Genomic DNA, 25468 nt, shown 5'->3' on the forward strand with positions numbered 1-25468 from the left:
TTATATTTGTTATAAAAACCACAAATTATAAAAACACACAAAGTTCACAGACGACGCACGATGATTAAAGCGACAATTAAAAATAAATGCTATTATGCCATACTATTTTGATGGATACAGTGACAAGTCTTTGCCCTTACATTACTATGTCGTCACTAACGTCCGGTATGGATACAAAATAATAAGGCATAATAGCCATTATTATGACCTTTGAGACAGCTATTAGAGCCGTCTTTAGGGTTGTCATTGAACGTTATTATCTTTATATCAAATAGCGTATTTTGGGTTATTGCAGCGACAAAAGCTGTATCACTAATTGTATAGTCGATGCCATCCATTGTATTAGCAATGATACAATGGATGGCATCGACTATTATTAAAGCCACTTAGACTATTGCTATTGCTAGACCTTGTCTAAGGTAGCATCTGGTCAGCAGATTGGTAGGTATCGTACGTTTTATGCAGCAGTCACCTCATTCCCCACAGTCTCAGTTATTATCTGCGTCAGCTGTTGATTCTGCTGTACCGCTATCAAACCTGCAACAGACGTATGCAGTAATCCCACGTGAGCGTCCATACACACCCTTGCTTGATAGAGTAGATAGCCCTGCTGATCTCAAGACTTTTAGCCGTGCTGATCTGATTACATTAGCCGATGAGCTGAGGCTGTTTGTCTTGTATTCAGCCGGTCAAAGCGGTGGTCATTTCGGTGCCAATTTGGGCGTGATTGAATTGACGATTGTGCTGCATCATTTGCTGGACACCCCGCACGATCAGATCGTTTGGGATGTGGGTCATCAAGCGTATGCCCATAAAGTACTGACGGGTCGCCGTGAGCAGTTGGGAACTATTCGCTCTAAAGCGGGTTTAACGGCTTTTCCAGAACGGGCTGAATCTGTCTACGATACCTTTGGTGTTGGACATTCTTCAACGTCCATATCAGCCGGTTTGGGCATGAGTTTAGCGCTACGCTCTCAAGGGCGCGCGCAAACGGTTGCTTGCATTATCGGTGATGGGGCGATGACAGGTGGCATGGCGTTTGAAGCAATGAATGACGCGGTGCAACAAGACGCTGATTTGATGGTGATTCTAAATGACAATGACATGTCGATATCCTGCTCAATTGGGGGATTCTCACGACATTTGGCGATGCTGTGGGAGTCGGGGTATCAGGTCGATATTTCTGATGCAGGCGAGCCAATCTTATGTCAACGTCCTGATATGCAGGCTTTTGATCGACGTAAGCGCCACAAAGAGCAGCGCGATGTACCGCAACTAGAAGACAATTTATTTAAGGCGATTGGTTTTACTTACTTTGGTCCGTTTGATGGTCATAGTATTCCTGAGCTGCTACGGGTGTTGTCGCTTGCAAAGCAAGTCAAAGGTCCAGTTTTAGTCCATCTTTATACCACCAAAGGTAAAGGCTTTGCGCCTGCTGAATTAGATCCAGTCGGCTATCATGCTATTAATAGCTTACCTGCTGAAGATAACGTACCAAAAACTGAGACACCAGAAATAATAGCGATTAAGTCTTTCTTAAAGTACTCACAAGTATTTGGGCAGTTTTTATGTGATAAAGCGCAAAAGGACAATAAGCTGCTCGCTATCACTCCGGCGATGGAAGAAGGCTCGGGGATGATTGAGTTTGCTCGTCAATTTCCAGAGCGTTTCTTTGACGTGGCAATTGCTGAGCAACACGCTGTGACGTTGGCGGGTGGCATGGCAACCCAAGGCGTAAAGCCTATCGTAGCGATTTATTCAACGTTTTTACAGCGCGGCTATGATCAGCTGATACATGATGTTGCTTTACAAAATCTTGATGTGATGTTCGCTATTGATCGCGCTGGCTTAGTCGGTGAAGATGGCGCGACCCATGCTGGCGTATTCGATTTTGCTTTTTTACGCTGCGTGCCCAATATGCTGATTGCCGCACCAAAAGATGAAAACGAATGCTATCATCTCCTCAATACTTGTTATGAATATCAAGGTTGTACCGCAGTGCGCTATCCGCGCGGTGTCGGTACTGGTGCTGCTATTACGCAGCCTGCTCAAACTTATAACATTGGTAAAGCGGTTATAGAGTCGGTATTTGGGGCAGACAATGCACCCAAGAAACTGGCATTATTAGCATTCGGTACTATGGTCGAAACCGCTCAGAAAGCCGCAGAAATGATAGCGAAACTCCCGTTATTAGCATCAAGCTATCAGCTGCATGTGGTCAATATGCGCTGGGTGAAGCCTTTAGATACTAACTTACTTGAAACTCTAGTTGAGCAAGGTGTTACTCATATAGCGACTTTAGAAGAGCATATGATCATGGGCGGCGCGGGTAGTGCGGTCAATGAATACTTATTAAATGAATCGGCTGCTTTTAAAATCCATCGTCCAGTTATCTGTAATATAGGTATCCCTGATCGGTTTGTTGCGCATGGCTCTCAAGCAGAGCAGCTAGCAGATATTGGACTAGATGTGGAAGGTGTGTTCAATCAGCTCCAAAACTTATTATCTTAACTGATGTGGATGAAGGTTTAAAAAACGATTAATCCTCTATCTGCTACATTATAAAAATAATAAATACCCATAGTCCGTAAAAAGTTGATAAAATAGCTGGGTAAAAAATAAAGCTGTATTTTTGTACCAAGATATCGCCTGCTTGCCGTAGGTGTGAACTATTTGACAACTTGAGCGGTGCGACTATTAGCAACCATATATTATGGTTTGCTATGTGGCTTTATTTTTCATTGATTTTATAATTAGTGTTGGTGCTATAAGTATCTATCGATTGGTACTTATCAATTAATATTTATCTAGTAATATCCATTTATCAAACAAGCAGGTTATTGTATGGAACCCATGGTCGTCATCGCAGCGCGTGCTGCTGAAAAAGTCGGTAAAGAAATTTTGTACGCGCATCAAAACCGTCATAAAATTGAGCTAGATATCGAGTCAAAAGGACTAGATGGTCTGGTTACTCGTATTGATCGCTTTAGTGAAGAGCTGACGATTGAGACGCTAAAAGCCAGCTATCCAAATCATTCATATTTGGGTGAAGAGTTTGGTATGCAGGAAGGTCGCGGTGAAGATGCTGACTGGTGCTGGATTATCGATCCACTCGATGGCACTAAAAACTTCGTTCATGGCGTACCACAGTTTTGTGTGTCTATCGCCGTACAGCATAAAGGCGTGACTCAGCATGGTGTTATCTATGATCCTGTTCGTGATGAGATGTTCTCTGCTAGCCGTGGTAAAGGCGCGCGTTTAAACCAACGCCGTATCAGTGTCAGTGAGCGTAAAACGATCGATGGTGGTTTATTTACTACTGGACATCCTCTTGAGCGTAAGCGAAATGGCGAAGTTATCTCATATGCCAAAGAGCACTACGAAAGCCTACAAAAAATCACTGAAGCGGGCGGTCAAATCCGTCGTCTAGGCTCAGCTGCTCTTGATTTATGTTATGTGGCTGCTGGTCGTTTTGATGGCTACTTTGAGATGTCAATCAAGCCTTGGGATATCGCAGCAGGCGAGCTTATTGTCACCGAAGCACGTGGCGTGGTCGTTGATCATACCGGCGCACACAATTCGATGACATCAGGCTCTATCTTTGCTTGTAATATAAAACTGCTAAAACCTTTGATGCAAGTGGTTGTGCCAGCATGGGGCGATGCGCTTTAATCCTCCCCTTTTAGATAGCTAAGTATGACAAATAAAAAGCTGATTCCGTTACGGAGCCAGCTTTTTTGTTTTACGATTACCTTTGTAGCCACTTTTATCTTCAACTGTAATACCATTGAATTCAAGATCTTTACTAACCTTTTCAAGCAGCTGCAACTCTTCTTCTATCAGCATCAGCATATCTTGCACATGAGGTAAGGCCTTGCTACAGGCAGTAATACCAAATTCAATCTTATCCAAATAACTTGCCAGCGTAATATTCATCGCTTGCCCATTGAAGACAATCGAGGCAGGATACAAAGATTGTAGGCGCGCGCCATTCCAATACAATGGTTTTTCGGAGCCTGGAACATTTGAGATAATCAGGTTAAAGGCTTGTTTTTTAGGAAACAAACCAGTCGCCAGATTAATCCCTTCCCATGCATAAGATAGCACACTGTAGTTAATAACTTGCGCTTGATTCATACGTCTAAAACGGCGTTTTCCATTGTTCATACTGCGATGAATTAGCTTGATTCTACTCAATGGATCATCCAGATGAGTACCTAGATTGGCAAGGACAAATGACAGCTGATTGCCCGCGACGCTATCGTCAGTTCGTAAAGACATGGGCACGAACGCAATAAGAGGCTTGCTAGGTAGGGCATTCATCGAAATCAAATAACGCCGGATAGCACCAGCACAAACGGCTAGTACTACATCGTTTTTGCTAATATTAATACGTTCAGCAATATCGTTGAAGCGCTTAATATCATAAGATTGTGCCGCTATGCGCCTCGATGCTGAGATGCGTCTGTTTAGAATGCTTCTCGGCGCATCAAAGGTACTGACATAGCTGTCGTCATTATAATTTTTAAAATTATCCAGTAATTCTGTGAACACAGGTTTAATGGTAGATACTTGCTCTTTCAGGATGCGTAAAGCGGAGCGCTCTTTGGGCAAAATAGCATCGATCTGATTGCGATGGCGTGCCATTAATGACCAAATAGGCAAAGTAACCGGCTCATTGGGCGATTGTGATAAGGATTTTTTGACCAAACGCATGGCAGCGATACCATCAACCAGCGAGTGATGGATTTTGAAATACAGCGCAAAGCGCTCTGGACTATCTTCGCTCTCTGGCTGAATACCTTCAATCACATGGCATTCCCACAGAGGCATAGCACGGTCCAATAGACGACCATGCTCTCTTGAAACATACATCAAAAGTTCGCGCACACGGGCGGGCTTGGGTAGGGCGACATGATGCAAGTGGTGCTCGACATCGAAATTTTTGTCTTTTTTCCAAAATACCATGTGCTCAAGCACTTGGTTGAACGGAAACGTTGGCGGTACATCAGAGTCTTGCATCTGCTTTACAAGCTGATGAACAAAACTGATATCTGCATCTTCTGGTAATTCAAATAAAAATAGACCTCCAACATGCATGGGTTGTTTCCGCGACTCAAGAAGTAAAAACAACTGGTCGACTGCTGTAAGAAGTCGCATAATAAATCCTTTTATAATGAAAAATATAATCACCTAACCTTTAATGCTACTGAAAAAAGTATCCCGTCTGTGGCGAGCTGGCAGTTGCCATTTTGCGCATCGGCATACGACCCGCCAAGAAAGCTTGACGACCTGCCCATACCGCATGCTTCATCGCTTGAGCCATCAGCACAGGATTTTGCGCATTGGCAATGGCTGAGTTCATCAGTACGCCATCACAGCCAAGTTCCATAGCAATCGCAGCATCAGAAGCCGTACCGACACCAGCATCAACCAATACTGGTACTTTCGCATTTTCAATAATTAAGCTTAATGTATGACGATTGAGCAAACCAAGACCAGAGCCAATCAGACTACCAAGTGGCATAATTGCCACACAGCCCATACTCTCTAATTCTTGAGCAATGATAGGGTCATCTGACGTATACACCATGACCTCAAAACCGTCATCAATCAACACTTTTGCCGCTTTGAGTGTTTCCATCACGTTAGGATATAAGGTCTTTTCGTCCCCTAATACTTCAAGCTTAACCAGATTATGCCCACCTAATAGCTCGCGAGCAAGCTTACAAGTACGAATCGCTGTTTCTGCGTCAAAACAGCCCGCTGTATTTGGCAAAATAGTGTATTTATCTGGTGAAATAACATCAAGCAAATTGGGCTCATTGCTATTTTGACCGATATTGGTACGACGAATAGCGACCGTCACTATCTCTGCTGCTGACGCGCCGATGGCGGCACCCGTTTCAGTCATATCTTTATACTTACCCGTACCGACCAATAATCGAGAAGAAAAAGTACGACTGCCTACCGTAAAAGTATCTTGCAAAAGGGGTATCGATTGAGTGGCAGTGCTAGTGTTATCTGACATAACTGAAAATCCTAATGGCGAATAAAACAAAATGCTATTATAACAAAATCAGGCAATCTTACTTGCAGTCTTTTTGAGCTGAGCCAGCTAAGAATAATACATTTACCATGCTTTGATACAAGTTTTTTTCTGAGTTTTTCTTTATCTATTAGGTCGTTTTTATGATGCAACTGCCGTACAGTTTTGCAAAACGCCATCAGATTTTGGTTATTCTAGCCATTGATTCTGAGCTGCCACCGACATTGCTATTGACCAAGGTGACGCCGCTTTCAGCAATCAATGAAGCGGTGCGATTTTTACAGCAGCAAGGCATACGTGGTGTGCCAATATATGAAAGCGTCAGCTCGGACGATTTTGACAAACGCATGAATGCCGCTTATGCAGGTAACACTGGCGAGTCACAGCATATCGCCGCTGGCCTTGAAGACCATCCTGATCTTGATAGCTTGGCAGATAGCGTGCCTGAAACTGAAGACTTGATGGACCAACAAGACGATGCACCTATTATCCGTCTGATTAATGCATTATTGTCCGAAGCGATACGTCTAAACGCCTCGGATATTCATATTGAGACCTTTGAAAAACGTTTGGTCGTACGCTTTCGCGTCGATGGTGAGCTTAAAGAAATCATCACACCAAAACGTCAATTAGCGCCGTTATTAGTATCGCGCATTAAAGTGATGGCAAAACTGGATATCGCTGAAAAGCGCGTGCCGCAAGATGGGCGTATTAGCTTGCGCTTAGCGGGGCGCGAGGTTGATGTACGGGTATCGACATTGCCGTCAAGTTTTGGTGAGCGTGTGGTCATGCGCTTACTAGATAAGCAAGCAGGTCGCCTGAATATGACCTATTTGGGGCTATCTGATAATGATTATAGTGAGCTTAAGCGCTTAATTCATCGTCCGCATGGCATTATTTTAGTGACAGGACCGACAGGCTCGGGTAAAACCACCACGCTATATTCTGCATTGACTGATTTAAATGATCAAACCCGTAATATCTTGACGGCTGAAGATCCGATCGAGTTCCAGCTTGATGGTATTGGGCAAACGCAGGTCAATAACAAAGTCGATATGACCTTTGCTAAGAGCTTGCGTGCAATGTTACGTCAAGACCCAGACGTGGTCATGGTGGGTGAAATTCGCGATTTAGAGACAGCAGAAATCGCTGTGCAAGCATCTTTGACAGGGCATTTGGTCTTATCAACCCTACATACCAACACCGCTATTGGAGCGGTTACGCGCTTGCAAGATATGGGCGTTGAGCCGTTTTTATTATCATCATCATTAATAGGCGTGGTCGCCCAGCGTCTGGTACGTACGTTATGTACACATTGTCATGATTGGCAGCTGGCTGACCCTGAACAAGCCAAATTGTTTACTGAGATTGGTATTCAATCAATGTCTGACAATATTGCAGTTAACAATGCTGCTGATAATCTGACAGATAAAGCTATCAAGCTACCTAGGGCAGTCGGCTGCGATAAGTGTAACCAATCAGGCTTTAAAGGGCGAACAGCGATATATGAAGTGGTACCCGTTGATGATGCGCTGCGCCGCATGATTCATAGCAATACCGCCGAGTATGAGCTAGAAGAGTACGCCCGCCAAAAGACACCATCGATTCGTGCTGATGGTTTGCATAAGGTAATCGCGGGACGTACGACGTTAGAAGAAGTGCTACGCGTGACCAAAGAAAGCGCTATAAAAATGCTTTAACATGGATAGCGCACTACTTTACATAGTCTTAAAATATGAGTTATCTTAAACAGCCTCATCATTATCAGCTGATTGATTGTCTTGTTCAGTTTCTACTTTTGCGTCTGTTTCTACTTCTACTACTTTGGTATCAGTATCAGCCTCTGCCGACTTTTCATTAGCTTTGCCTTGACGACGCGCTTCTAGCTCAGACTTGGGTATCCAAGCCCATGTCATCTCGACTACGATTGGGTCGCGATCACTGTCCGACTCACGGTCATGAATGACACATGGAATAACCATTTCGCCTTTCGGAGTATTTAAAATGTCTAAACGCTGCTTATCAGATAAGCTTGCGATGGCAGCCATTTGTCCTTTTTTAATCGGTCGATAGAAATTCACCGAATAAGACTTAATCAATAGTACACGATCAGCAGGTAAATTTAAGCCTAAAATGAATCCCGTTGCCGTTTCAGCAAGCAAAGTAATGGCAACTGCATGGATGGAGCCGATATGGTTTTGCACCGCTTTGGTATTATTTAAACTGACCACCACTTGGTTTGGCTCGACCATTTCATAGTAGATACCTGTTGTGCCCACATAAGGTACCACCTTACCAAATGCTTTCGATAAAATGCTCGAACGTGCACCAGCAGGTAAATATTTGGTGATAGATAACAGTTTGCTAAATTGATTGCTGATTGGTTTAAGCGTGCTATTGGTTTTTTCGACTGCAGGTTTTGTGTTCTCAGAGACTTTGGCTGGCAGTTTATTGGTCCGTTTGATCGGGAGTTTTTTTAATAATCCTGACATACAATATTCCTCATATAAGTGGGATTTACAATGCTAATGATACTAGGGTTAAAAGGCTCATGTCATAAATGAGTCACCGAATAGGCTTTATGCTAGCAGCTATTTTAGTTATGGTACATTAACTGCTCAGTCGCTACTATTATTACCATGTACTGCTGCGCTTACAAAATAACAGTGACGTAACGGCATCTTAGGCGTTAGTACCTTAAGCACTGATACCCTGTAGAGCGAGTAACTATAATGATAAAATGTGAGCGCTTTTTTATACTTTTTTGCTGGATAATGTTATGCCTGATATGTGCGATAATAAGCCGACCAATATTATTTATACGGGCGTCGCGGGTACCGGTAAAACCTACCGATTGCTCCAAATTGCTAAAGAATATACGGACTATCTGCCTAGAGCCAATGATGAGGATTTACTCAAGCAGTTATTGCAAGAATTGAACTGGCGTGATGTGGTGTGTTTGATATTTTTAGATTTTCAATCGCAACAGCAGGACTTAGTAAAAGTACCTGAAATCGTCAATCATGAGTTTTTTATCGCCAAAGCATTACAAAACGCACGTGAGAAAAATTTAAGTAATACAGCGTGGTCTGTACTGCAAATGCACAGTCCAACCAACTCTCAGACGGTTGCATATAAGAATAGAGCCAGCCAAGCGTATTTTGATAAAGACCCTAGCGGTGCGTGGTATTTACTGCCTGACAGCTTGATGCTATTAGGCGAATTGTCAGAGCAATTGTCAGAATTTCAGCAGGCGCAACGTGATAATAGTGCCAGCCAACCCCAACGCTTCAGCCAACAGCGCTTTAGTATGGTCAGTTTCCATCAAGCATATGGCTATGAAGAGTTTGTCGAGGGCATTCGTCCGGTAATGGCAGCGTCTAATCAGTCGAATAACAGCTCATCTCAAATGAGCTACGCCATTACTGATGGCGCCTTTTTAAAGCTCTGTCAGCGTGCGGCAAATAATCCTCAGCAGCGTTATGCGATGCTGATTGACGAGATTAACCGTGCCAACGTCTCACGCGTTTTTGGTGAATTGCTCAGCCTTATTGAACCTGATAAACGTGCGGACACCCCCAATGCGATGGCAGTTAATTTGGCATACTCTGGGCGAGCATTTAGCGTGCCTGCCAATGTTGATATCTATGCCACCATGAATACCCAAGATCATTCGTTAGCACCACTAGATATGGCACTGCGTCGTCGTTTTCGCTTTATTAACTGTCCGCCGCAGCCTGAGCTATTACCGATTATCAACCTCAATAAAGGATTAGAAATAGTCGACGAAGCAGAGTCTATCAATTTAGCCAAAGTATTAACGGGTTTAAATCATCGTATTAGCCAAACGTTAGGGATTGAGGCGCAAATGGGTCATGCGTTTTTATTCTCCGTGCATAGTCTTGAGCAGTTACAAATGGCACTTACTGAGCAAATTATTCCACAATTAGCCCAAGCAGCTGGCGGGCAAGTGGCTGTCTTGCAGTATATTTTTAGAGATGAACAGCAGCCAATATCGGCGCAATTTATTCATGATAGTCAAACGTTAATACATAACGGTATGTCCACTCAAATGGCTAGCGAGAATGGTATGGCTTCTCAAAACTCCATGTTTGCAGGACAGCAATCTTATTTTACTCAATCTATAAATGCCGGCAGTTATGCAATTAATACTGACCTTATTGCCAAGACTGGCAAGTTCACCCAGCCTGCCGTCTATCAGCGCTTATATTCATGAGGATGTTAATCGGTGGTAAATAAGTATAAGTACACTCAAAGCTCCGAAATGAATATCATGACGGTATTTGAACATCAGCGTTTAATAGCGTCTAATTTCTTGTACGGCTCTGATTTTCAGTGGCTGATAACCCAAGAGCTGTCAGTATTTAGTATTAAACGCAAGCAAGGACAGTGGCAACTCAAGGTTGGACACTATATTGGCGTTATTATACTGCCTAGTGGCATGACTCTTGAGATACTGCCAAAATTTATAGCAGACACTGCTAGCCACTCTATTAAGAAGCTATATCAGTCAAATGTATCACCAGTAGATGCGGATATTTTACAAACCCGTCACTGGGTACAAAATATGCTGTCAGACCTAATGAATAGTAACGATAACAAATCGCCTCACAGCAAAAATTTTGGGCAATTCAGCAATCAGTTAACCACTCTACCAGTCGCCACATTGCCTTTATCCGATTGGCTCAGTATGCAGATTTTGCAGCGTTTAACGAATTATCAACCGACCAAACAGTATCAAACCCAAATCCATAACCAAGCAGCAATTCAAGGACGTTTACTCATAAAAGAGCAATTACGTCATAACAGTATGCAGCCACATAAATTCGTTTGTGAGCGCAGTATGCTGAGTCAAGACATGCTAGGCAATCGAGTCATTAAGAGCGCATTAACGCTGCTGATGCCTTTGTGGTCGCAATCAAATCTGCTTTTATATTTACAGCCGTGGCAGCAAGTGTCTGTCCTAAATCAGCATGAAATACGCCAGCTAGAGTCGATATACCTTCAAGCAAAGCGTGAGCTTGCCATTCAGCCGCTGCAAGCAAAGCAATTACAAGCCGCTCAGCAACTGGTAGATTTCGCTTATTGGCTGCTTAGTCAATCAAATATGGAAATCGGTCATAGCGTTGATTCATCAAAACCATTTGGTAGTAGGTCTACACCGCCACGCTTATGTTTACTGATAGATATGAATCAAGCATTTGAGCAATGGGCAAGTCAGCGTATCGCGTTGTCTTTTCAGCAATTGAGCGACGACTATAAACCATTATTCCAAGCACAACGTGTTTGGCTTAATGATGCAGAAGGGCGGGCGTGTTTGTCTATTCGTCCTGATTTATTGATTTATCGCCAAGTGCGTTCGAATGCTGAAAGTAAAGACAAGCATGATGATGCTTTACCAATAAAGAGTTTGGGAGCAAATCCATCACCAGAAACACAAGCAGGTCAGTATAGTCACGTGATCGATATTAAATGGAAGCCTTTAGCGCATGCCAGTGCCATTAGTGCCAGCGATGCTTATCAACTGAGCAGCTATGCGCAGGCTTATCAAGCAGAGCAAGTCTGGCTGGTATATCCGGTACAAGACAATCAGAGACGAGCGGTTGTATTAAAGCAAGATACTCAGGACATATACAATAGTGAAAATCCACTCTATGCTCAGTTATGGCTGATACCTTTTAATGTGCGCACAGGTACGATAAACACTGACTTGCTTCCAACATAAGATTTAGTATAATATGCGCCTAGCTCATGAGGCACTATGTTAAGTAGCGCTTGTTGTCGACACTCAGTTTATAAGAAATAAGCCTTTTGAAATAATTTAGCGGTTATTTCAAATTAATTGAAAATAGGTGTTGACACCATCGGCGTTTCCCCTTAATATGTGCACCTCGATAGCAAGGAACGTTAACCAGTTAGTGGCATTGCCAACAACCTGTTAATCAACAAACTATCGTGTTAATAGAGAATTTCGGAGTGTGGCGCAGTTTGGTAGCGCATCTGGTTTGGGACCAGAGGGTCGTAGGTTCGAATCCTATCACTCCGACCATCTATTTAAGAGCCTTACAGGCTTTTTTTTATGTATAATAGTTTGGTTTCTCGTATATTAAGCGGACCAAAGTATGTAAAAGTCCTCTAAGAGCGCCTGTAGCTCAGTTGGATAGAGCATCTCCCTTCTAAGGAGGTGGCCGCAGGTTCGAATCCTGCCAGGCGCACCATTTAGCCTGCATATATTGCTGAATTTTGGCAACAGTTATGGCGGTTGTAGCTCAGTTGGTAGAGCCCCGGGTTGTGATCTCGGTTGTCGTGGGTTCGAGTCCCATCAGTCGCCCCATTTTTTTTGCTGTATCCCTTCCGTTTATATTCTATATCTATATTAAAATCATCTAAAAAAAGCCACTGCCATTTTTGGCATTTTTTTGTACCTGTCTATTTTATGTCTTTTGCCTCTGTGATAGTCCTAAAGCTTTTCAATCGTCCATGATCTAACAGTCTACTGGCATTTGTTATCATTTTTTCTTATGATATGTCTTGTGTAGTAAGGGCTTTATAAAGGTACATTGGCTGTACTGTCAAAGAAAAATTCATCTCAGTAGTACTATATTTTTAAATAAAATCGATCCTCATAGTAATGCGATTTTTTTATTAAAGTGGCGCGTTATTGAGCAGCTGTTATTGAGGAAATGGTTAATGGACGCATTAAGTGTGTTACTACAAAATGTACATTTATTCGATACGAAATACTATCGCTTAAATGGTACAGGCAATTGGTCTTACTCACTCACTAGACAAGATACGATTGTGTTTTATTTGGTGATGTCCGGTAGCTTTTGTATTGATATGGGCAGTGGACTCAGAGAAGCGCATGCTGGCGATATTATCATGATACCTAGCGCGCACAATCATGTCAGTTACGCGCTTAACCATCATGGTGAGAGTGCCAAACCTTTGGATGAGTTGCTTACTAATTGCATGGAACAAGTGCTTGATATTCAGGGCGATGGTGATGCTCAATCATCTTTGATACTGATTGAATGCAAGTACGATAAAGAGATGATTCGTCCTTTATTATCAGTGCTACCAACGATATTGCCTGAAATTAACGATGAATCTGATGGTCGGTTTGAGGTGATTGATGTTGAGATTCGACTGCTGACGTTAGAAGCTGAGCATGAGCGGATGGGTAAGACAGCGATCATCAATCATTGGGCAAGTATTATGATGATTGAGTGTTTGCGGGTTTATATCGAAAGTTTACCTGAAGCCACGGACAGTTGGCTACAAGCCATGAAAGACCCGTTTTTAACCAAGGCATTGGTTGCCATGCACGAAAATCCAAGCCAAAACTGGAGCATTCATGAGCTTGCTGAAGTTGCAGGTATGTCACGCTCGAGTTTTGCGCAGCGTTTCAAAGACGTGGTTGGTATGCCACCGTTGACCTATCTGATTGACTACCGTTTGCGTCTGGCGGCACGTTATTTGCGCTTGCAGCAAAATAGTATTAGCCGTATTAGTGAGCTGGTGGGTTATGCCTCAGACTCAACCTTTAGCCAAGCCTTTAAGCGCGTGTATGGCATATCGCCAAAAGCGTACCGCCAGCAATATCAAAAACAAAACCTTGCTTAGCTGCTACTTCACACATAAATAGTCATCCAAGCTGCGTGATATTTTCTAAATTGAGTCAGTGATATAACAGCATCTATTTGATAATAATTTTTCATCATTAGCATTTCGATCTTGCACAGCTGACAATGAGTGTAGGTTCAGGTACTATGGAATGACAATGACGTAATAAGTCGCCTAGTTGCGACCGTGTTTTAGCGACCTATCTTTTATGCTTATATATTATGGTCTATCCAGAATATAGTATGACTTAGGTGATGTTTATTTTTGCAGCTGATGGTGTTTTATGACTGAACCGACCGCAAAACCAAGCGTAGAATCAAACGATCTACAAGATTCTTCTGCGTCCATTAATCATAAAGACAAACTTAATAGCAGAGCCAAAGCTAACAATAATCAGTACGACTCAAATCTTCAGCAGGGAACTAGCGCACAGGCAGGTATGACTACTCGGCTTGATAAAGCAGCATTATTAGCGTTATTTGTTTTGCCAAATGCTGAGGGCAGCTTGACAGAGGCCAGCCCCGCTAATATAAATACTGCTAATCATACTCTGATAAACCAAAGCTCATCTATCTCTGCAAGTGACAGTAGTATTGCTACTCAGCGCGTGACACTTTATCGGGCTCAGCATGAGCGCACGCAGCAATTATATTTGGCTTCTGCTGCTATCCGTCCGACCTATCTTGTACATACCCTCAAAACACAATTTGCCGAATACCAGCAATATTTGCTTGCACAGCAGCTTGATAAACGCGGTTTGATGGATACGGATGCCATTGAGCGCTTATGGCAGCAGCTACATGTGGTCGATGACATCATCGAAGATATTGTACGCCATATGCCAGCTCAGCAACCTGCAGGTTGGCAGTTGACAACACAGGATGGACATAATCCATTATGCTTTGCCACCGTCGGCAAGCTGAAGCATAATAAACCTATCTTTGATCAAGGCAGTTTGAACAGCTATGTGCTCGGGCACTTTGGCGTCAGTAGCTTTACTTACGATCGTGGCTATTATATCGGACATGTGGTTGGCTATTTATTCAGCTGTTATTTTTGCGCCCATTTATCTATTACTTATGGCGTGACAGCACTTGGTCAGGATGTGGTGAGTGACTATGATTATGCCAGCCTTGAAACCCCGCACATGGTCAGATTGCTACAAGGTTTAGACGGTTACTGTAAAAAACGCATTTATCAATTGGCGGTCATTTGTGCACGTCTCAGTGTGTTTGCCAGTGATAAGCGCATTGAGCGTATGCTGATCGCTGAAGTCAATGATTTTGATAAAAAGCTACAACAACAGCATTTAGATGTTCTATTATTGCAAGGCTTGATGCCGGATAGTAACGATTCTACGCCGCTTCTTTAAGTCGTCTATTCTTTTAATAAGCCAACTTTTCAAATCTTGATCCATCCTCTTTTACTTTTGACCGTCTTAGGATATCCGCTGCTATGCCCGCTTATCATTATAAAGCGCTTGACGATCGCGGCGGCATCCAAAAAGGCTTGCTTGAAGGTGATTCTGCGCGGCAAGTACGGCAGCAGCTGCGTGATAAACAATGGACGCCTGTCGAAGTCAACGCCGTCAATGATAGGCAAAGTCAACATAAAAGCCGCTATAAAAAACCCTCTGCTTATGAGTTGGCACTACTTACCCGCCAGCTATCTGTGTTACTTGCTGCTGGTATTCCGTTAGAGGAAACTTTGGCAGCTGTCGCCAAACAATCGCCAAAAACCCATATCAAATCTTTGATGCTTGCCGTGCGCTCGCATGTCCTAGAAGGTCTCAGTTTGGCGCGCGCTTTGCAGCAAGCGGCGAGCTTTCCGCCACTATATATTGCTACCATTGCAGCTGGAGAAAAATCTGGTCATTTGGATTTGATCTTAAACCAGCTTGCCGATTACACCGAAAATCGCTTTGCCTTACAGAAAAAAATACAAGGCGCTATGGTTTATCCCATCGTGCTGATGGTGATGGCAGTTGGCGTAATTATGGGACTAATGAGCTTTGTAGTACCAAAAATTGTCAAAGTGTTTGAGCAGTCCGAACAAGCTCTGCCTTTAATTACCCAAATTGTCCTTAGCTTATCAAATATTATCACCCAGTGGTGGTTGCTGATGCTGCTGGTGTTGGCAGGAACAGCGTTTTTATTCTATCGCTTCGCTCAGACGCAAGCGGGCAAACTTGCCATAGATAGTGCCGTGCTAAGATTGCCTATACTGGCACGCTTATCGAAAGGGTTGAATGCGGCGCGCTTCGCCAGTACGCTTGCGATATTGGTGCGCTCAGGTGTGCCATTGATTGAGGCGCTCCATATCGGTGCTGCGGTCACCACCAATTTGCATATTCAAAAAACCATCATTACCGCTGCGGATAGAGTGACAGAAGGTTCAAGTCTGTCGAGTCAATTAGACAAATCACCCTATTTTCCACCGATGATGGTGCAAATGATTAAAAGTGGTGAAAACTCGGGCGAGCTTGAAAACATGCTTAGCCGTGCTGCCAATATGCAAGAGGCAGAAGCCACCAATTTTATCAGTACCTTGTTGTCATTACTTGAGCCTTTGATGCTGGTACTGATGGGTGTGGTAGTTATGATTATCGTAATGGCGGTGATGCTGCCAATTGTGAATATGAATGACTTGGCTGGCTAGTTTTTATTAACCTTAAATATATGGTCCTGTTAGTAACAGTTGTTTTATCATCCGTATACTTAACGGCATTTCTGTTCCCATACTTTCTATTTTCAAATACAGCTTATATACTTCTGATGCTTTGGTTTATTTTTTTACTTATATTCTAACAATGTGACTTCAAATGTGACTACGTTTCTTAAGTTTTGCTTACTGTTGTATATTATTGACTGACCAACGCTTTTGCTGTTGTCAAATATAACCTTGCATTATAGTAAGTATCCGTTATAAGTAACAGTCAAACGCTATTTCAAAAGTTTGGTCATCCTAGATTATCAATAACACATTGATCCAAATGACAACCTGCCTTCAATGCTGGATAAAAGTAAAACCATGGTTTATAGTAATAATCGTTTCAGTGCTCCTTAAGACACTGTAAATATGCCTATTGTGAATGTGACGATAAAGGTAACTTAAACGCCATTTTCATTATTTATATAACCTTGACGCGAAAAGCGACGCCAGAAGCGATGACTATGACTGATAATATTCGAGTAAGTACGATTTCACCAAGTGATATGGATGATACGCCAGAGTGTTTAGCGGCAGCGCGAAGTCAGAAAGCTGTTGCTTTATCAAGCACTCAGCGCGTAAGCCATCTCCAATCAGGATTTACCTTGATTGAAATTATGGTGGTGATTGTGATTTTGGCCATTCTTGCTGGTCTAGTGGTGCCAAAGGTGGTCGGACAAAGTGATAAAGCACGGGTTAAAACCACTGAAACAGCGCTATCAACAGTATCAAATGCGCTAGATATGTATAAAGTAGATAATTCGCGCTATCCGACGACAGCTCAAGGTCTAGAAGCACTTACCACGCCACCAGCGGAAGCTAAGAACTATCCTGATGGTGGTTATATTAAAGGCGGGTATCCAACGGATGGCTGGGAAAACGAGCTGCAATATGTTGCTCCAGGTAGTGAAGGTCGACCTTATGATTTATTTTCTCTAGGGGCTGATGGTGAACAGGGCGGAGAAGGGCAGGATGCTGATCTTTATGCTCAGCTATAAGCTCTAGTCTACTCAGTTATTTAGGTATTGTTTGTAAGCGATACCATGATAAATACCTTGGCGCTAAAAGCATCTTTAATGAGACTAATATATCAACCAATAAGACGTTATTGGTTGATATTTTTTATGACTATCGCTAACTATAAATATCACTAACTTTAAATTCAGATAAACGGAATCTTAACCCTACTATTTATTATTAAAACGATTGACTATTTTCTATTGATTGTAAAAAAACAGCTGTTCTTCTAGTAATCTAAGGTAATCATATGTCTATCGAAACATCAAAATCGAACTCAACCAACATGAATAAACAATCAACTAAAAAGCCTTGTTTGCTTGCTATAACAGCGACTGCTTTGATGACTACTTTGTCAATGACGTCTGTTGCGACTCAAGCTGCAGGTCTGAGAGAGTTGTTTAGTAATAATAGTGCTCAGCAATCAAAATTTTTGCCCGTTGACAAGGCATTTCAAGTGACTAGTAGTACCAAAGCGACGGCTAAAGGCACGCAGTTATCGATCGCTTTTGATATCACACCAGGTCATTATGTGTATAAAGATAAGCTGATCTTGAGTTTCCCAAAAGGTATCAGTGCTTCGCCATTTACCTTTAGCCAATCGCCGGTTTCTATTGATGATCCAACCTTTGGCAAGGTACCCGTATTTACGCAACAGACCGTTGTAGCAACGACTATAATGACGACTAAAAATGGTAAAGCGGCAAAGAATGTGCCGGTCATGATTGGCTGGCAAGGTTGTGCTAAAGCTGGACTATGCTATCCGCCAGAAAAAATCAAAACCACGTTAAACATTGCAGTCAAACGTTAGCCACCAATAGATAGCGCAAGTAGGTTGATTTATATAGTCGTTATAATAGGTAGTCCTTTATGTCCATTAAGACAGCAAAAAGCATTTCGTCACTCAAAACAGTCTCCACAAGAAATCAGTCTTCAAAGAATTTGTCATCAGTTGTAAATAAAGTACCAAAGAAGTCTTATTTACTGGCGCTAACTATTGCGAGTAGTTCGTTATTTGTAGGATTGACTGCAACGCAGGCAGCAGGATTGGGCGATCTTTTTAGTAGCAATCAAAGCGCTGGACAATCGAAATTTCTGTCAGTGGATAAAGCCTTCCAAGTCACGAGTAGCAGTAAAGCTGTCAAAGCTGGCACTCAGTTATCGATTAATTTTGATATCACTCCAAAGCACTATGTTTATAAAAATCAGCTGAAACTTACTTTACCTACCGGCGTTAGCGCAGCACCATTTACTTTTAGTCAAACGCCTGTCCTAATTGATGACCCCACTTTTGGTAAAGTGCCAGTATTTGATCAAGCTAATATGGTAGCCACGACTGTTCTAAGCAGTGGCGAAAATATCGATAATGCAGCGGTGGTGATTGGTTGGCAAGGATGCGCCAAAGCAGGACTTTGCTACCCACCTGAAAAAATAAAAACGACGATTGATATCGCAGCTACAACGCCGCAAATGGCAGGAAATAGCAGCAGTACCTCTGAGCAACAGGCTGCTAATACCAATAGTCTGATCGATAATGAAAACACCGCCGAGTCAAATGCAGCGGTTGCTGATAGTCTGGCAGCAGAACAAGCGCCGACTGATGATGAGGTGATTGATTATGCGTTGTTAGAAGATGAGGCTTTAGATGGAGAGCTTGGCGCCACCAATACGATTTCTGGCGCTGATACACCGTTAGCAGACAATGTTGCTCCGACAAATGATACGCCAGCTACCGCAGATAATTTGGCTGATGGCGATCCGTTTGGCTTAGCCAAGCATCCTTGGTTGGCATTAGGGTTACTATTCTTGGCAGGGCTTGGCTTAGCGCTTACGCCGTGTGTTCTACCGATGTTACCTATCGTTGCAAATATTGTCGCCCGTCAGCAAAATCCAACGGTTAAAAAAGGTGTCATTTTAACGACGAGTTATGCGATTGGGGTGTCGATTGCTTACGGAATACTTGGTGCTGTCATTGCTATATTTGGTGAGTCACTCGGTATTATCGGCTGGTTACAAAATCCCATTATTCTCATTAGTTTTGCAATCGTTTTTGTTTTGTTAGCCCTTTACATGCTTGAAGTATTTACCATTCGTTTGCCGCATTTTATCAGTAGTAAGATGCAGGGCTTAAGCCAAGCAGGCGATAGTAAACTAGGTAGCGCTGGTGGCAGTTTAGCTGCTGGATTTTTATCAGCATTGGTAGTATCGCCTTGTGTTTCTGCACCATTATTTGGCGCTTTGCTTGCTGTCTCAACGATTGGTAATCCGCTATTGGGTTTTGCTGCCCTATTTATGCTAGGCTTTGGCTTGTCAGCGCCACTGATTTTGATTGGTGCGACCCAAGGCAAAATTATACCAAAAGCGGGCGAGTGGATGAACTGGGTCAAGCAAGGTTTTGCCTTATTGTTATTTGCCGTAGCGTTACTATTAATAGAGCGCGTCTTTATATCGTCGGTAATGTTACTGGTATGGGCATTATGGTTTATGGTTGTGGCAACATGGGCATGGAGCTGGCGTGGTAAAGGTCGAATGCTATCGCAAGCCATCGGCTTGATAGCTGGTATTTGGGCTGCTACTTTAGTGATTGGTGCCGCACTTGGTAATGATGATAGCTTACATCCGTTAGCTTCATTAAGTGCCGCCCCTATGTTAGTGCAGTCAGCTAACGGTCAAGCTGGCGCTCAAAATAACGCGACGAATAACTCAGATGAGCATATCACTACGTTGGCAGAATTGGATGTTATCACTGCTGCCACTCCTAAAGTCTTGGTCGATTTGACCGCTGATTGGTGTATTGAATGTCGCATTATGGATAAGAATTTATTTACCAATCGTCCCGTACAAATGCAAGACTGGCAATTGGTACGGCTCGATATTACGGAAACCACAGCGGATTCTAAGGCAATTTTAGCGCGTTATAAGTTGTTTGGACCACCAACTTTATTGTATTACCAAGATGGGCAATTGGTACAAAAACAAGTGGGTGAGATTGGTCGTGCAGAGTTTGAACAGACTTTGACGGCATTAAATAAATAATAGTTGTATCGGAAATATTATTTTATCCTTTTAAATGCCTTGATATAATTCCTATAAAAGAGCCAACGTACTGTCATAGTATGTTGGCTTTTTTAATTTTTTCTCAGAAAAAGGCTTATTATAAGCATTTGGTTTTATGCTACTTATATCTATTTAACGCTATATTATGCAGCAATAAAGCTAGTATAGTATGTACGTTTTCATTACAATAAAGCAACATTGCCAAATGCGCATTATTCAGCGTAATAGTAACCCTTTATCTCCAAGTTATATTGATTTTTTATGCCAGTTTAGCGTCGATGCTAATGGTTATATCAATCATCTCATATATTCTATTGACAGTAATGATCAGTGGAATAAAGGATATTTATGTTTTCCCATATTACTTCGCAGCGCCCATCGGTAGATAAACCTAAAATGTCAAAAAAGACAACACTTCAAGCGACTAAGTGCTCTCTACATATCGCTGTTGGTATAGCGCTCACTTGTTTCACAGTACAAGCTCAGGCTGCTGATACAGATCAGGCTAAGAGCTTACAGCCTATAAATACCAGTATCGCTGTGCAAAATAGCGATGCAGTAAGCAAAGATTTTATCGCTCAGCAGGCGGCTCTGTTCTTTGAATGTACTCAAGTACAGACCAGTTCTGCCCGTTTGGCGTGCTTTGATAAGGTTGCAGAACAAGGCAAGACGCCAAGTTATGTCACAAGTAAACAGCCAGTAGATTTGGCAAAAACGGTTATCAGTACGCTGTCAGGCAACCCTCAAGTCATACTGGCTGAAGAAACCAGTACCATTACTGCCAATGACAATGTCATTGCTAAAAAGGTTTCGAGCAATTATCCTCAAGATATTGAAACTAACCCGCCCGCTGAGACTGAAAGTTTGGATACGGTTGGATTGACGCAAAGAGAAGCGGAGGTATTAGAAAGTGTTGGGGTGACTCAGGCAGATATTGAAAAATATACGCCGCTAAGCTTGGCGTATGATCTTGATAAAAACAGTGAACGGGGTACATGGACAGTCAGATCTTATCGTCCAACTTATCTTATGCCGCTGTTTTATACCTTTGATCCCAATTTAAATCCTAGTACGCCATCACGTGATCCTAAGCCTTTTACATCTAATGACACTCGTAATACGGATTTAAAGTTTCAATTGTCATTAAAGACCAAAGTTGCAGAAGATTTGTTTGATACCAATGCTGACTTATGGTTTGGTTATACTCAAGAGTCGCATTGGCAAGTTTATAATGAAGACAATTCACGACCATTTCGTGCAACCGATTATCAGCCAGAGATATTTTTGACCCAGCCTGTGACAGCAAACCTGCCTTTTGGTGGGCGACTGCGCATGCTTGGAGCAGGTGCTATTCATCATTCAAATGGTCAAGATGATCCATTATCGCGTTCGTGGAACCGTGCCTATGTGATGGCAGGGGCAGAGTGGGGCAAGCTATCTGTCATACCGCGATTCTGGTTACGAGTGAACAATGAAAATGACAGCAGTGAAGACAATTCAGATATCGAAGATTTCATGGGTTATGGCGATATCAAGTTCTTATATGATTTACCGAGTCAACAAAGCCTAAGCGGTACGTTGCGCTATAATCCAGGCACCAATAAAGGCGCTGCGCAAATCGATTATATTTATCCGTTATCGAAAAATGTTAATGGTTTTGTGCAGGTATTCCAAGGGTATGGCGAATCTATCGTAGATTATAACTATGAGAATACCTCTATCGGCTTTGGTATCGTACTCAATGATTGGAAAGGGTTGTAATATTAGCGCTTTAAATATCGGTGCCTATAGTGACAGCAAGTCATGCGTCACTTAGTGCCTTATCAAGCCGGACTATGGCTGGCAGAGTATATAAACTTACGCTGCCAGTTATGTGCCGTTTATCGTAGTACTTCCCAAGCAAAGCTCTCACCAAGTCACTCATCATTACGTCCTTCCTTATCAAATCAGCACTCATCTTTTGCCAAGATAATTGAGAAATTTCATCAACGCTTTGGTAGTGGACTACTATGCGCCAGCTGCCATAACAGTATTGCGTGGTTGCCCAAGCCATTTAAAGTTGATATTACTACTGGCATGACGCTCACCATTCAAGCAGCAACTTACTATGACTATCCTATACGTCAAGCTATTAGAGCCTTTAAGCATCATGAGGATATGACAAAGCTGCCGTTATTGTTGCATGTGATACGTCAACTACCACGGCCTCATGGTTACCATCATGATAATAGTGTGATTGTCGCTATGCCAACGACCGATGAGCGTCTCATTAAACGTGGCTTTGATCCTGTCAGTATTTTGGCCGCGCATTTATCTAAGCATTGGGACATTCCTTTGTGGCAAGGTATCAAGCGTATTGATAATACGGTCAGTCAGCAAGGACTCACCCGTGCCGAACGCTTGAGTAATTTAGACAATGCCTTTACTTTACTAAAGACTTCTCCTGTTAAACGCCTTATCTTATTTGATGATGTGGCAACTACAGGAGCAAGTTTACAAGCCTTAGCTCGCATTCTATCAATTTACCCTTCCACAACTTCTAACTCCAATAATAAATATCATCTATGTGCTTATGCATTGGCGCATGGTAGCCAGTCCTAATACATAGCTTTATCTATTCGCAATTACTATTATGTTGCTATTATGTTGCTAATATTTTACTCCCACGCTATATTGACAATAACTTAGACTATAAACATAGGCGGTTAATAGGCAATAGCTAGCCTGCTTTAAAGATAGAAAAGTAAAGTGTTTAAGCTGATTAGACAACTTGTTTTATGGAACAAAAATTGCATGGCTATAGTTGACTATTTTATATTAAAGCCTGTTTAAATATTAGGTATTCACTACAACTGTAAAGCCCGCCCTGCTTGAATATGCCAGCAGCTATATAGGAATCTGACGTGAACGCATCGGTTAACCATCGACCACAGAAATTGCATAGAAGTAGCTCAGGGTTTACTCTGATTGAGCTGATGGTAACGATTGCTGTGCTTGCTATTATTGTCAGTATTGCCGCGCCTAGTATCAGTACTCAGCTTGCCAATCAAAGAGTAAAGTCGACTGCTGCGACGTTAGAGAATGCTTTAAAAGAGGCTAGAGTTGAGAGTGTTATTCGGCGTCAACCATTAACCCTAAGCTTTGATGACATTAAGAAAGTAATCAGAATTGAGTTCGTTGTTTTAGGTATGGTGGAAAGTAATATAGCAAGTTATAAATATGATGTTAAGAGTACGATTAGCTCAGTTGATAGTTATGCTGCGACTGTGACCAAGATTGAATTTAAACCCAATAAAACTGCTGATGAGCGAGTTTTTACTATTTGTGATAGCAATAATGCATCCAGTCCTATAACTATTAACGTAAGTACTATTGGCATTATTAGCAAAAGATTAGAAGGAGTATGCTCATGACTTCAGTTAACACACAGCAGGGTGTGGGCCTAATTGAAGTGATGGTCGCATTGCTATTATTAGCAGTGGCTGTATTAGGGTTCAGCGCCATGCAAATGTCCGCTATAAAAGCGACAGACGAAAGTTTGATGCGTACTCGTTCTTTAGCTATTATGCGAGGCGGTGCAGAGACGATGCGTACTAACCCTAGCGGTATTGCTGCTTTTAAGACGGCAATAAATGGATCTTCAGACACGGTTAGTGTTGACAGTAAGAGCATAACTAAAGACAGTTGTCTGACAAGTGATAATGCCGCACCTGCAGCATCAGCCAGTTGTACTATTGACCAACTTGCAACACGTGACGGATTGTTATTAAAGTCATATGCAAGCGCCAATGACATCAATATTGGTATGGTTCCAAATGGCTGTCCTGGTACATCAGGTAATCAAGAACTTCAGTGTTTTGTAGCAAGTTGGGGAGACACCACAGTTGGTTTAAGTGATACTGAAGCTAAAGCTTGTGCCAATGCAAATGGCAGTTATAAAAACGGCGCAGAGTGCTTTATTATGGAGGCTTACTGATGTCATATAGTCATAAAAATAAGTATATGAATGATTATCAAGCAGGCTTTACGTTAATAGAGCTGATGATTTCTTTAGTGCTTGGCTTGATCGTATCTGCAGCCGCTATTCAAGTATATCTTATCAATGTAAAAACAAGCAGTATTCAGGCAAGTGGTAGTGAGCTACAGGATGCCAGTGTGTTCGGATTACAACAATTAGAAAAAAGTATTCGCCTAGCAAACCTTGGTAATCCAACCACCAGAATTGATGGTACCACTCCCAATGGCGGAATTGTCTTAACGGGTCTTAATATTGGCGTTCCGAATCCGAATGAACCGAATCCTTATCCTAATACGGGATATCTGACAAGACGTGCAGGAGATAGTGCCGTTGGTGCGAATGGGTGGACAGGAATATCTAATACCAATACCAATAGCGATCAGTTGACGATTCAATATATCAACATAACAGGCGCTCCAATGACAGATTGTGAAGGGGCGGTTGCTGCTGTCAATGATATTGTGATTGAGCGTTATTTTATACGTCAGGCAACAGGAGATACCAGTGCTGGCGCTATCAAAAAATTAGTATTGGCTTGTGATGCAGGGCGTATTAAGCAAACTGGCGGCGTAGACGATACGATGCCAGCAACTGATTCAAGAAAATTTGGTCAGGCTGGGCAGGAATTTATTGTCAATGTCGATCAATTCAAGGTGTTATTAGGCGCTCAGTACACGACTGGTACTAACGCAGGACAAATCATTTATCTTCCGAGCAGTGCCTATTCATTAACAACTGATAAGCCAGCAATCACTTCTGTCAAGATCGGTTTAATTGTTCATGGCAGTACACCTATTATAGGAAGTGCTGAACAGTCAGAATTTGCTTTGTTAGGGCAATCGTCAACAGAGAATAAATTAAAGACAGATACTAGTAGCAAAAAGAAAGTCCGTAGTACTTATGAAACCACAACGTTGTTACGTAATGCTCGTGTAGTCAATATAAATACCAGCCTATAACCTATTGGTAAG

19 protein-coding genes and 3 tRNA genes are annotated in these 25468 nt (G+C 42.3%); 19 read left to right on the forward strand and 3 right to left on the reverse strand.

Going from position 1 to position 25468, the window contains the following annotated elements; translation table 11 throughout:
• The first annotated feature begins 459 nt into the window (after positions 1-459).
• Positions 460-2511, forward strand: a complete 2052-nt coding sequence (gene dxs / locus AC0J5Y_RS01290; RefSeq protein ID WP_475131178.1) for a 1-deoxy-D-xylulose-5-phosphate synthase — start codon at positions 460-462, stop codon at positions 2509-2511.
• Positions 2512-2844: 333 nt separating this feature from the next.
• Positions 2845-3672 carry an inositol monophosphatase family protein gene (locus tag AC0J5Y_RS01295; RefSeq protein ID WP_011512618.1) on the forward strand — a complete coding sequence of 276 codons (828 nt, stop codon included), beginning with the start codon at positions 2845-2847 and terminating at the stop codon, positions 3670-3672.
• 48 nt (positions 3673-3720) lie between these two features.
• Here the strand turns inward: AC0J5Y_RS01295 and AC0J5Y_RS01300 are convergent, their stop codons facing one another.
• Together AC0J5Y_RS01300 and AC0J5Y_RS01305 are read right to left on the reverse strand one after the other, a co-directional pair.
• Positions 3721-5160, reverse strand: a complete 1440-nt coding sequence (locus AC0J5Y_RS01300; RefSeq protein WP_475131179.1) for a WS/DGAT/MGAT family O-acyltransferase — start codon at positions 5158-5160, stop codon at positions 3721-3723.
• A 46-nt stretch (positions 5161-5206) separates the two neighbouring features.
• Positions 5207-5989 (reverse strand): thiazole synthase, encoded by a 783-nt coding sequence (locus tag AC0J5Y_RS01305; protein WP_475132050.1) that lies wholly within the window; start codon positions 5987-5989, stop codon positions 5207-5209.
• A 203-nt stretch (positions 5990-6192) separates the two neighbouring features.
• Between AC0J5Y_RS01305 and gspE the strand changes: the two genes are divergently transcribed.
• Complete coding sequence (gspE, locus tag AC0J5Y_RS01310) at positions 6193-7749, forward strand: type II secretion system ATPase GspE (RefSeq protein WP_475131180.1); 1557 nt, start codon at positions 6193-6195, stop codon at positions 7747-7749.
• Between the two features lie 45 nt (positions 7750-7794).
• Here the strand turns inward: gspE and AC0J5Y_RS01315 are convergent, their stop codons facing one another.
• Positions 7795-8541, reverse strand: a complete 747-nt coding sequence (locus AC0J5Y_RS01315) for a DUF4442 domain-containing protein (protein ID WP_475131181.1) — start codon at positions 8539-8541, stop codon at positions 7795-7797.
• Between the two features lie 287 nt (positions 8542-8828).
• Here AC0J5Y_RS01315 and AC0J5Y_RS01320 point away from each other — a divergent pair, with 287 nt between their 5' ends.
• The 16 genes from AC0J5Y_RS01320 (at position 8829) to AC0J5Y_RS01395 (ending at position 25456) form a co-directional block, all read left to right on the forward strand.
• Positions 8829-10286, forward strand: coding sequence for an McrB family protein (locus tag AC0J5Y_RS01320; RefSeq protein WP_475131182.1), 1458 nt, complete (start codon positions 8829-8831; stop codon positions 10284-10286).
• A 57-nt stretch (positions 10287-10343) separates the two neighbouring features.
• Positions 10344-11795: an McrC family protein gene (locus AC0J5Y_RS01325; protein ID WP_475131183.1), complete on the forward strand. Its 1452-nt coding sequence runs from the start codon at positions 10344-10346 to the stop codon at positions 11793-11795.
• Between the two features lie 247 nt (positions 11796-12042).
• A tRNA-Pro gene (locus AC0J5Y_RS01330) sits at positions 12043-12119 on the forward strand.
• 92 nt (positions 12120-12211) lie between these two features.
• Positions 12212-12288, forward strand: a tRNA-Arg gene (locus AC0J5Y_RS01335).
• 40 nt (positions 12289-12328) lie between these two features.
• Positions 12329-12404: transfer RNA gene (locus AC0J5Y_RS01340), tRNA-His, on the forward strand.
• Positions 12405-12760: 356 nt separating this feature from the next.
• Positions 12761-13696 carry a helix-turn-helix domain-containing protein gene (locus tag AC0J5Y_RS01345; protein WP_475131184.1) on the forward strand — a complete coding sequence of 312 codons (936 nt, stop codon included), beginning with the start codon at positions 12761-12763 and terminating at the stop codon, positions 13694-13696.
• 283 nt (positions 13697-13979) lie between these two features.
• A complete protein-coding gene (locus AC0J5Y_RS01350) occupies positions 13980-15068 on the forward strand; it encodes a hypothetical protein (protein WP_475131186.1) in 1089 nt (362 codons plus the stop codon).
• An 83-nt stretch (positions 15069-15151) separates the two neighbouring features.
• A complete protein-coding gene (gspF, locus tag AC0J5Y_RS01355; protein WP_475131187.1) occupies positions 15152-16354 on the forward strand; it encodes a type II secretion system inner membrane protein GspF in 1203 nt (400 codons plus the stop codon).
• A gap of 515 nt (positions 16355-16869) precedes the next feature.
• A complete protein-coding gene (gene gspG / locus AC0J5Y_RS01360) occupies positions 16870-17403 on the forward strand; it encodes a type II secretion system major pseudopilin GspG (protein WP_475131188.1) in 534 nt (177 codons plus the stop codon).
• A gap of 269 nt (positions 17404-17672) precedes the next feature.
• Positions 17673-18233: a protein-disulfide reductase DsbD N-terminal domain-containing protein gene (locus AC0J5Y_RS01365; RefSeq protein WP_475131189.1), complete on the forward strand. Its 561-nt coding sequence runs from the start codon at positions 17673-17675 to the stop codon at positions 18231-18233.
• A gap of 59 nt (positions 18234-18292) precedes the next feature.
• Positions 18293-20458 (forward strand): cytochrome c biogenesis protein CcdA, encoded by a 2166-nt coding sequence (locus tag AC0J5Y_RS01370; protein WP_475131190.1) that lies wholly within the window; start codon positions 18293-18295, stop codon positions 20456-20458.
• A gap of 369 nt (positions 20459-20827) precedes the next feature.
• Entirely contained in the window at positions 20828-22240 is a 1413-nt protein-coding gene (locus tag AC0J5Y_RS01375; RefSeq protein ID WP_475131191.1) for a phospholipase A, read from the forward strand.
• Between the two features lie 42 nt (positions 22241-22282).
• Entirely contained in the window at positions 22283-23080 is a 798-nt protein-coding gene (locus AC0J5Y_RS01380; protein WP_475131192.1) for a ComF family protein, read from the forward strand.
• 302 nt (positions 23081-23382) lie between these two features.
• Positions 23383-23892 carry a pilus assembly FimT family protein gene (locus AC0J5Y_RS01385; protein ID WP_475131193.1) on the forward strand — a complete coding sequence of 170 codons (510 nt, stop codon included), beginning with the start codon at positions 23383-23385 and terminating at the stop codon, positions 23890-23892.
• Positions 23889-24455 (forward strand): type IV pilus modification protein PilV, encoded by a 567-nt coding sequence (pilV, locus tag AC0J5Y_RS01390; protein WP_475131194.1) that lies wholly within the window; start codon positions 23889-23891, stop codon positions 24453-24455. Before AC0J5Y_RS01385 ends, pilV begins: the two co-directional genes overlap by 4 nt.
• Entirely contained in the window at positions 24455-25456 is a 1002-nt protein-coding gene (locus AC0J5Y_RS01395) for a prepilin-type N-terminal cleavage/methylation domain-containing protein (RefSeq protein WP_475131195.1), read from the forward strand. Before pilV ends, AC0J5Y_RS01395 begins: the two co-directional genes overlap by 1 nt.
• The last annotated feature ends 12 nt before the right edge of the window (positions 25457-25468 follow it).

The organism is Psychrobacter sp. TS_SC_6 (assembly GCF_056156305.1).

What these genes read in the sequence shown, in the direction of transcription:
- AC0J5Y_RS01365 (WP_475131189.1), top strand. Translation starts at nt 17,673, where the DNA reads ATGTCTATCGAAACATCAAAATCGAACTCAACCAACATGAATAAACAA.
- AC0J5Y_RS01370 (WP_475131190.1), top strand. Translation starts at nt 18,293, where the DNA reads ATGTCCATTAAGACAGCAAAAAGCATTTCGTCACTCAAAACAGTCTCC.
- AC0J5Y_RS01380 (WP_475131192.1), top strand. Translation starts at nt 22,283, where the DNA reads ATGCGTCACTTAGTGCCTTATCAAGCCGGACTATGGCTGGCAGAGTAT.
- dxs (WP_475131178.1), top strand. Translation starts at nt 460, where the DNA reads ATGCAGCAGTCACCTCATTCCCCACAGTCTCAGTTATTATCTGCGTCA.
- AC0J5Y_RS01345 (WP_475131184.1), top strand. Translation starts at nt 12,761, where the DNA reads ATGGACGCATTAAGTGTGTTACTACAAAATGTACATTTATTCGATACG.
- AC0J5Y_RS01375 (WP_475131191.1), top strand. Translation starts at nt 20,828, where the DNA reads ATGTTTTCCCATATTACTTCGCAGCGCCCATCGGTAGATAAACCTAAA.
- AC0J5Y_RS01350 (WP_475131186.1), top strand. Translation starts at nt 13,980, where the DNA reads ATGACTGAACCGACCGCAAAACCAAGCGTAGAATCAAACGATCTACAA.
- AC0J5Y_RS01295 (WP_011512618.1), top strand. Translation starts at nt 2,845, where the DNA reads ATGGAACCCATGGTCGTCATCGCAGCGCGTGCTGCTGAAAAAGTCGGT.
- AC0J5Y_RS01395 (WP_475131195.1), top strand. Translation starts at nt 24,455, where the DNA reads ATGTCATATAGTCATAAAAATAAGTATATGAATGATTATCAAGCAGGC.
- pilV (WP_475131194.1), top strand. Translation starts at nt 23,889, where the DNA reads ATGACTTCAGTTAACACACAGCAGGGTGTGGGCCTAATTGAAGTGATG.
- AC0J5Y_RS01300 (WP_475131179.1), bottom strand. Translation starts at nt 5,160, where the DNA reads ATGCGACTTCTTACAGCAGTCGACCAGTTGTTTTTACTTCTTGAGTCG.
- gspF (WP_475131187.1), top strand. Translation starts at nt 15,152, where the DNA reads ATGCCCGCTTATCATTATAAAGCGCTTGACGATCGCGGCGGCATCCAA.
- AC0J5Y_RS01315 (WP_475131181.1), bottom strand. Translation starts at nt 8,541, where the DNA reads ATGTCAGGATTATTAAAAAAACTCCCGATCAAACGGACCAATAAACTG.
- AC0J5Y_RS01320 (WP_475131182.1), top strand. Translation starts at nt 8,829, where the DNA reads ATGCCTGATATGTGCGATAATAAGCCGACCAATATTATTTATACGGGC.
- AC0J5Y_RS01325 (WP_475131183.1), top strand. Translation starts at nt 10,344, where the DNA reads ATGACGGTATTTGAACATCAGCGTTTAATAGCGTCTAATTTCTTGTAC.
- gspG (WP_475131188.1), top strand. Translation starts at nt 16,870, where the DNA reads ATGACTGATAATATTCGAGTAAGTACGATTTCACCAAGTGATATGGAT.
- gspE (WP_475131180.1), top strand. Translation starts at nt 6,193, where the DNA reads ATGATGCAACTGCCGTACAGTTTTGCAAAACGCCATCAGATTTTGGTT.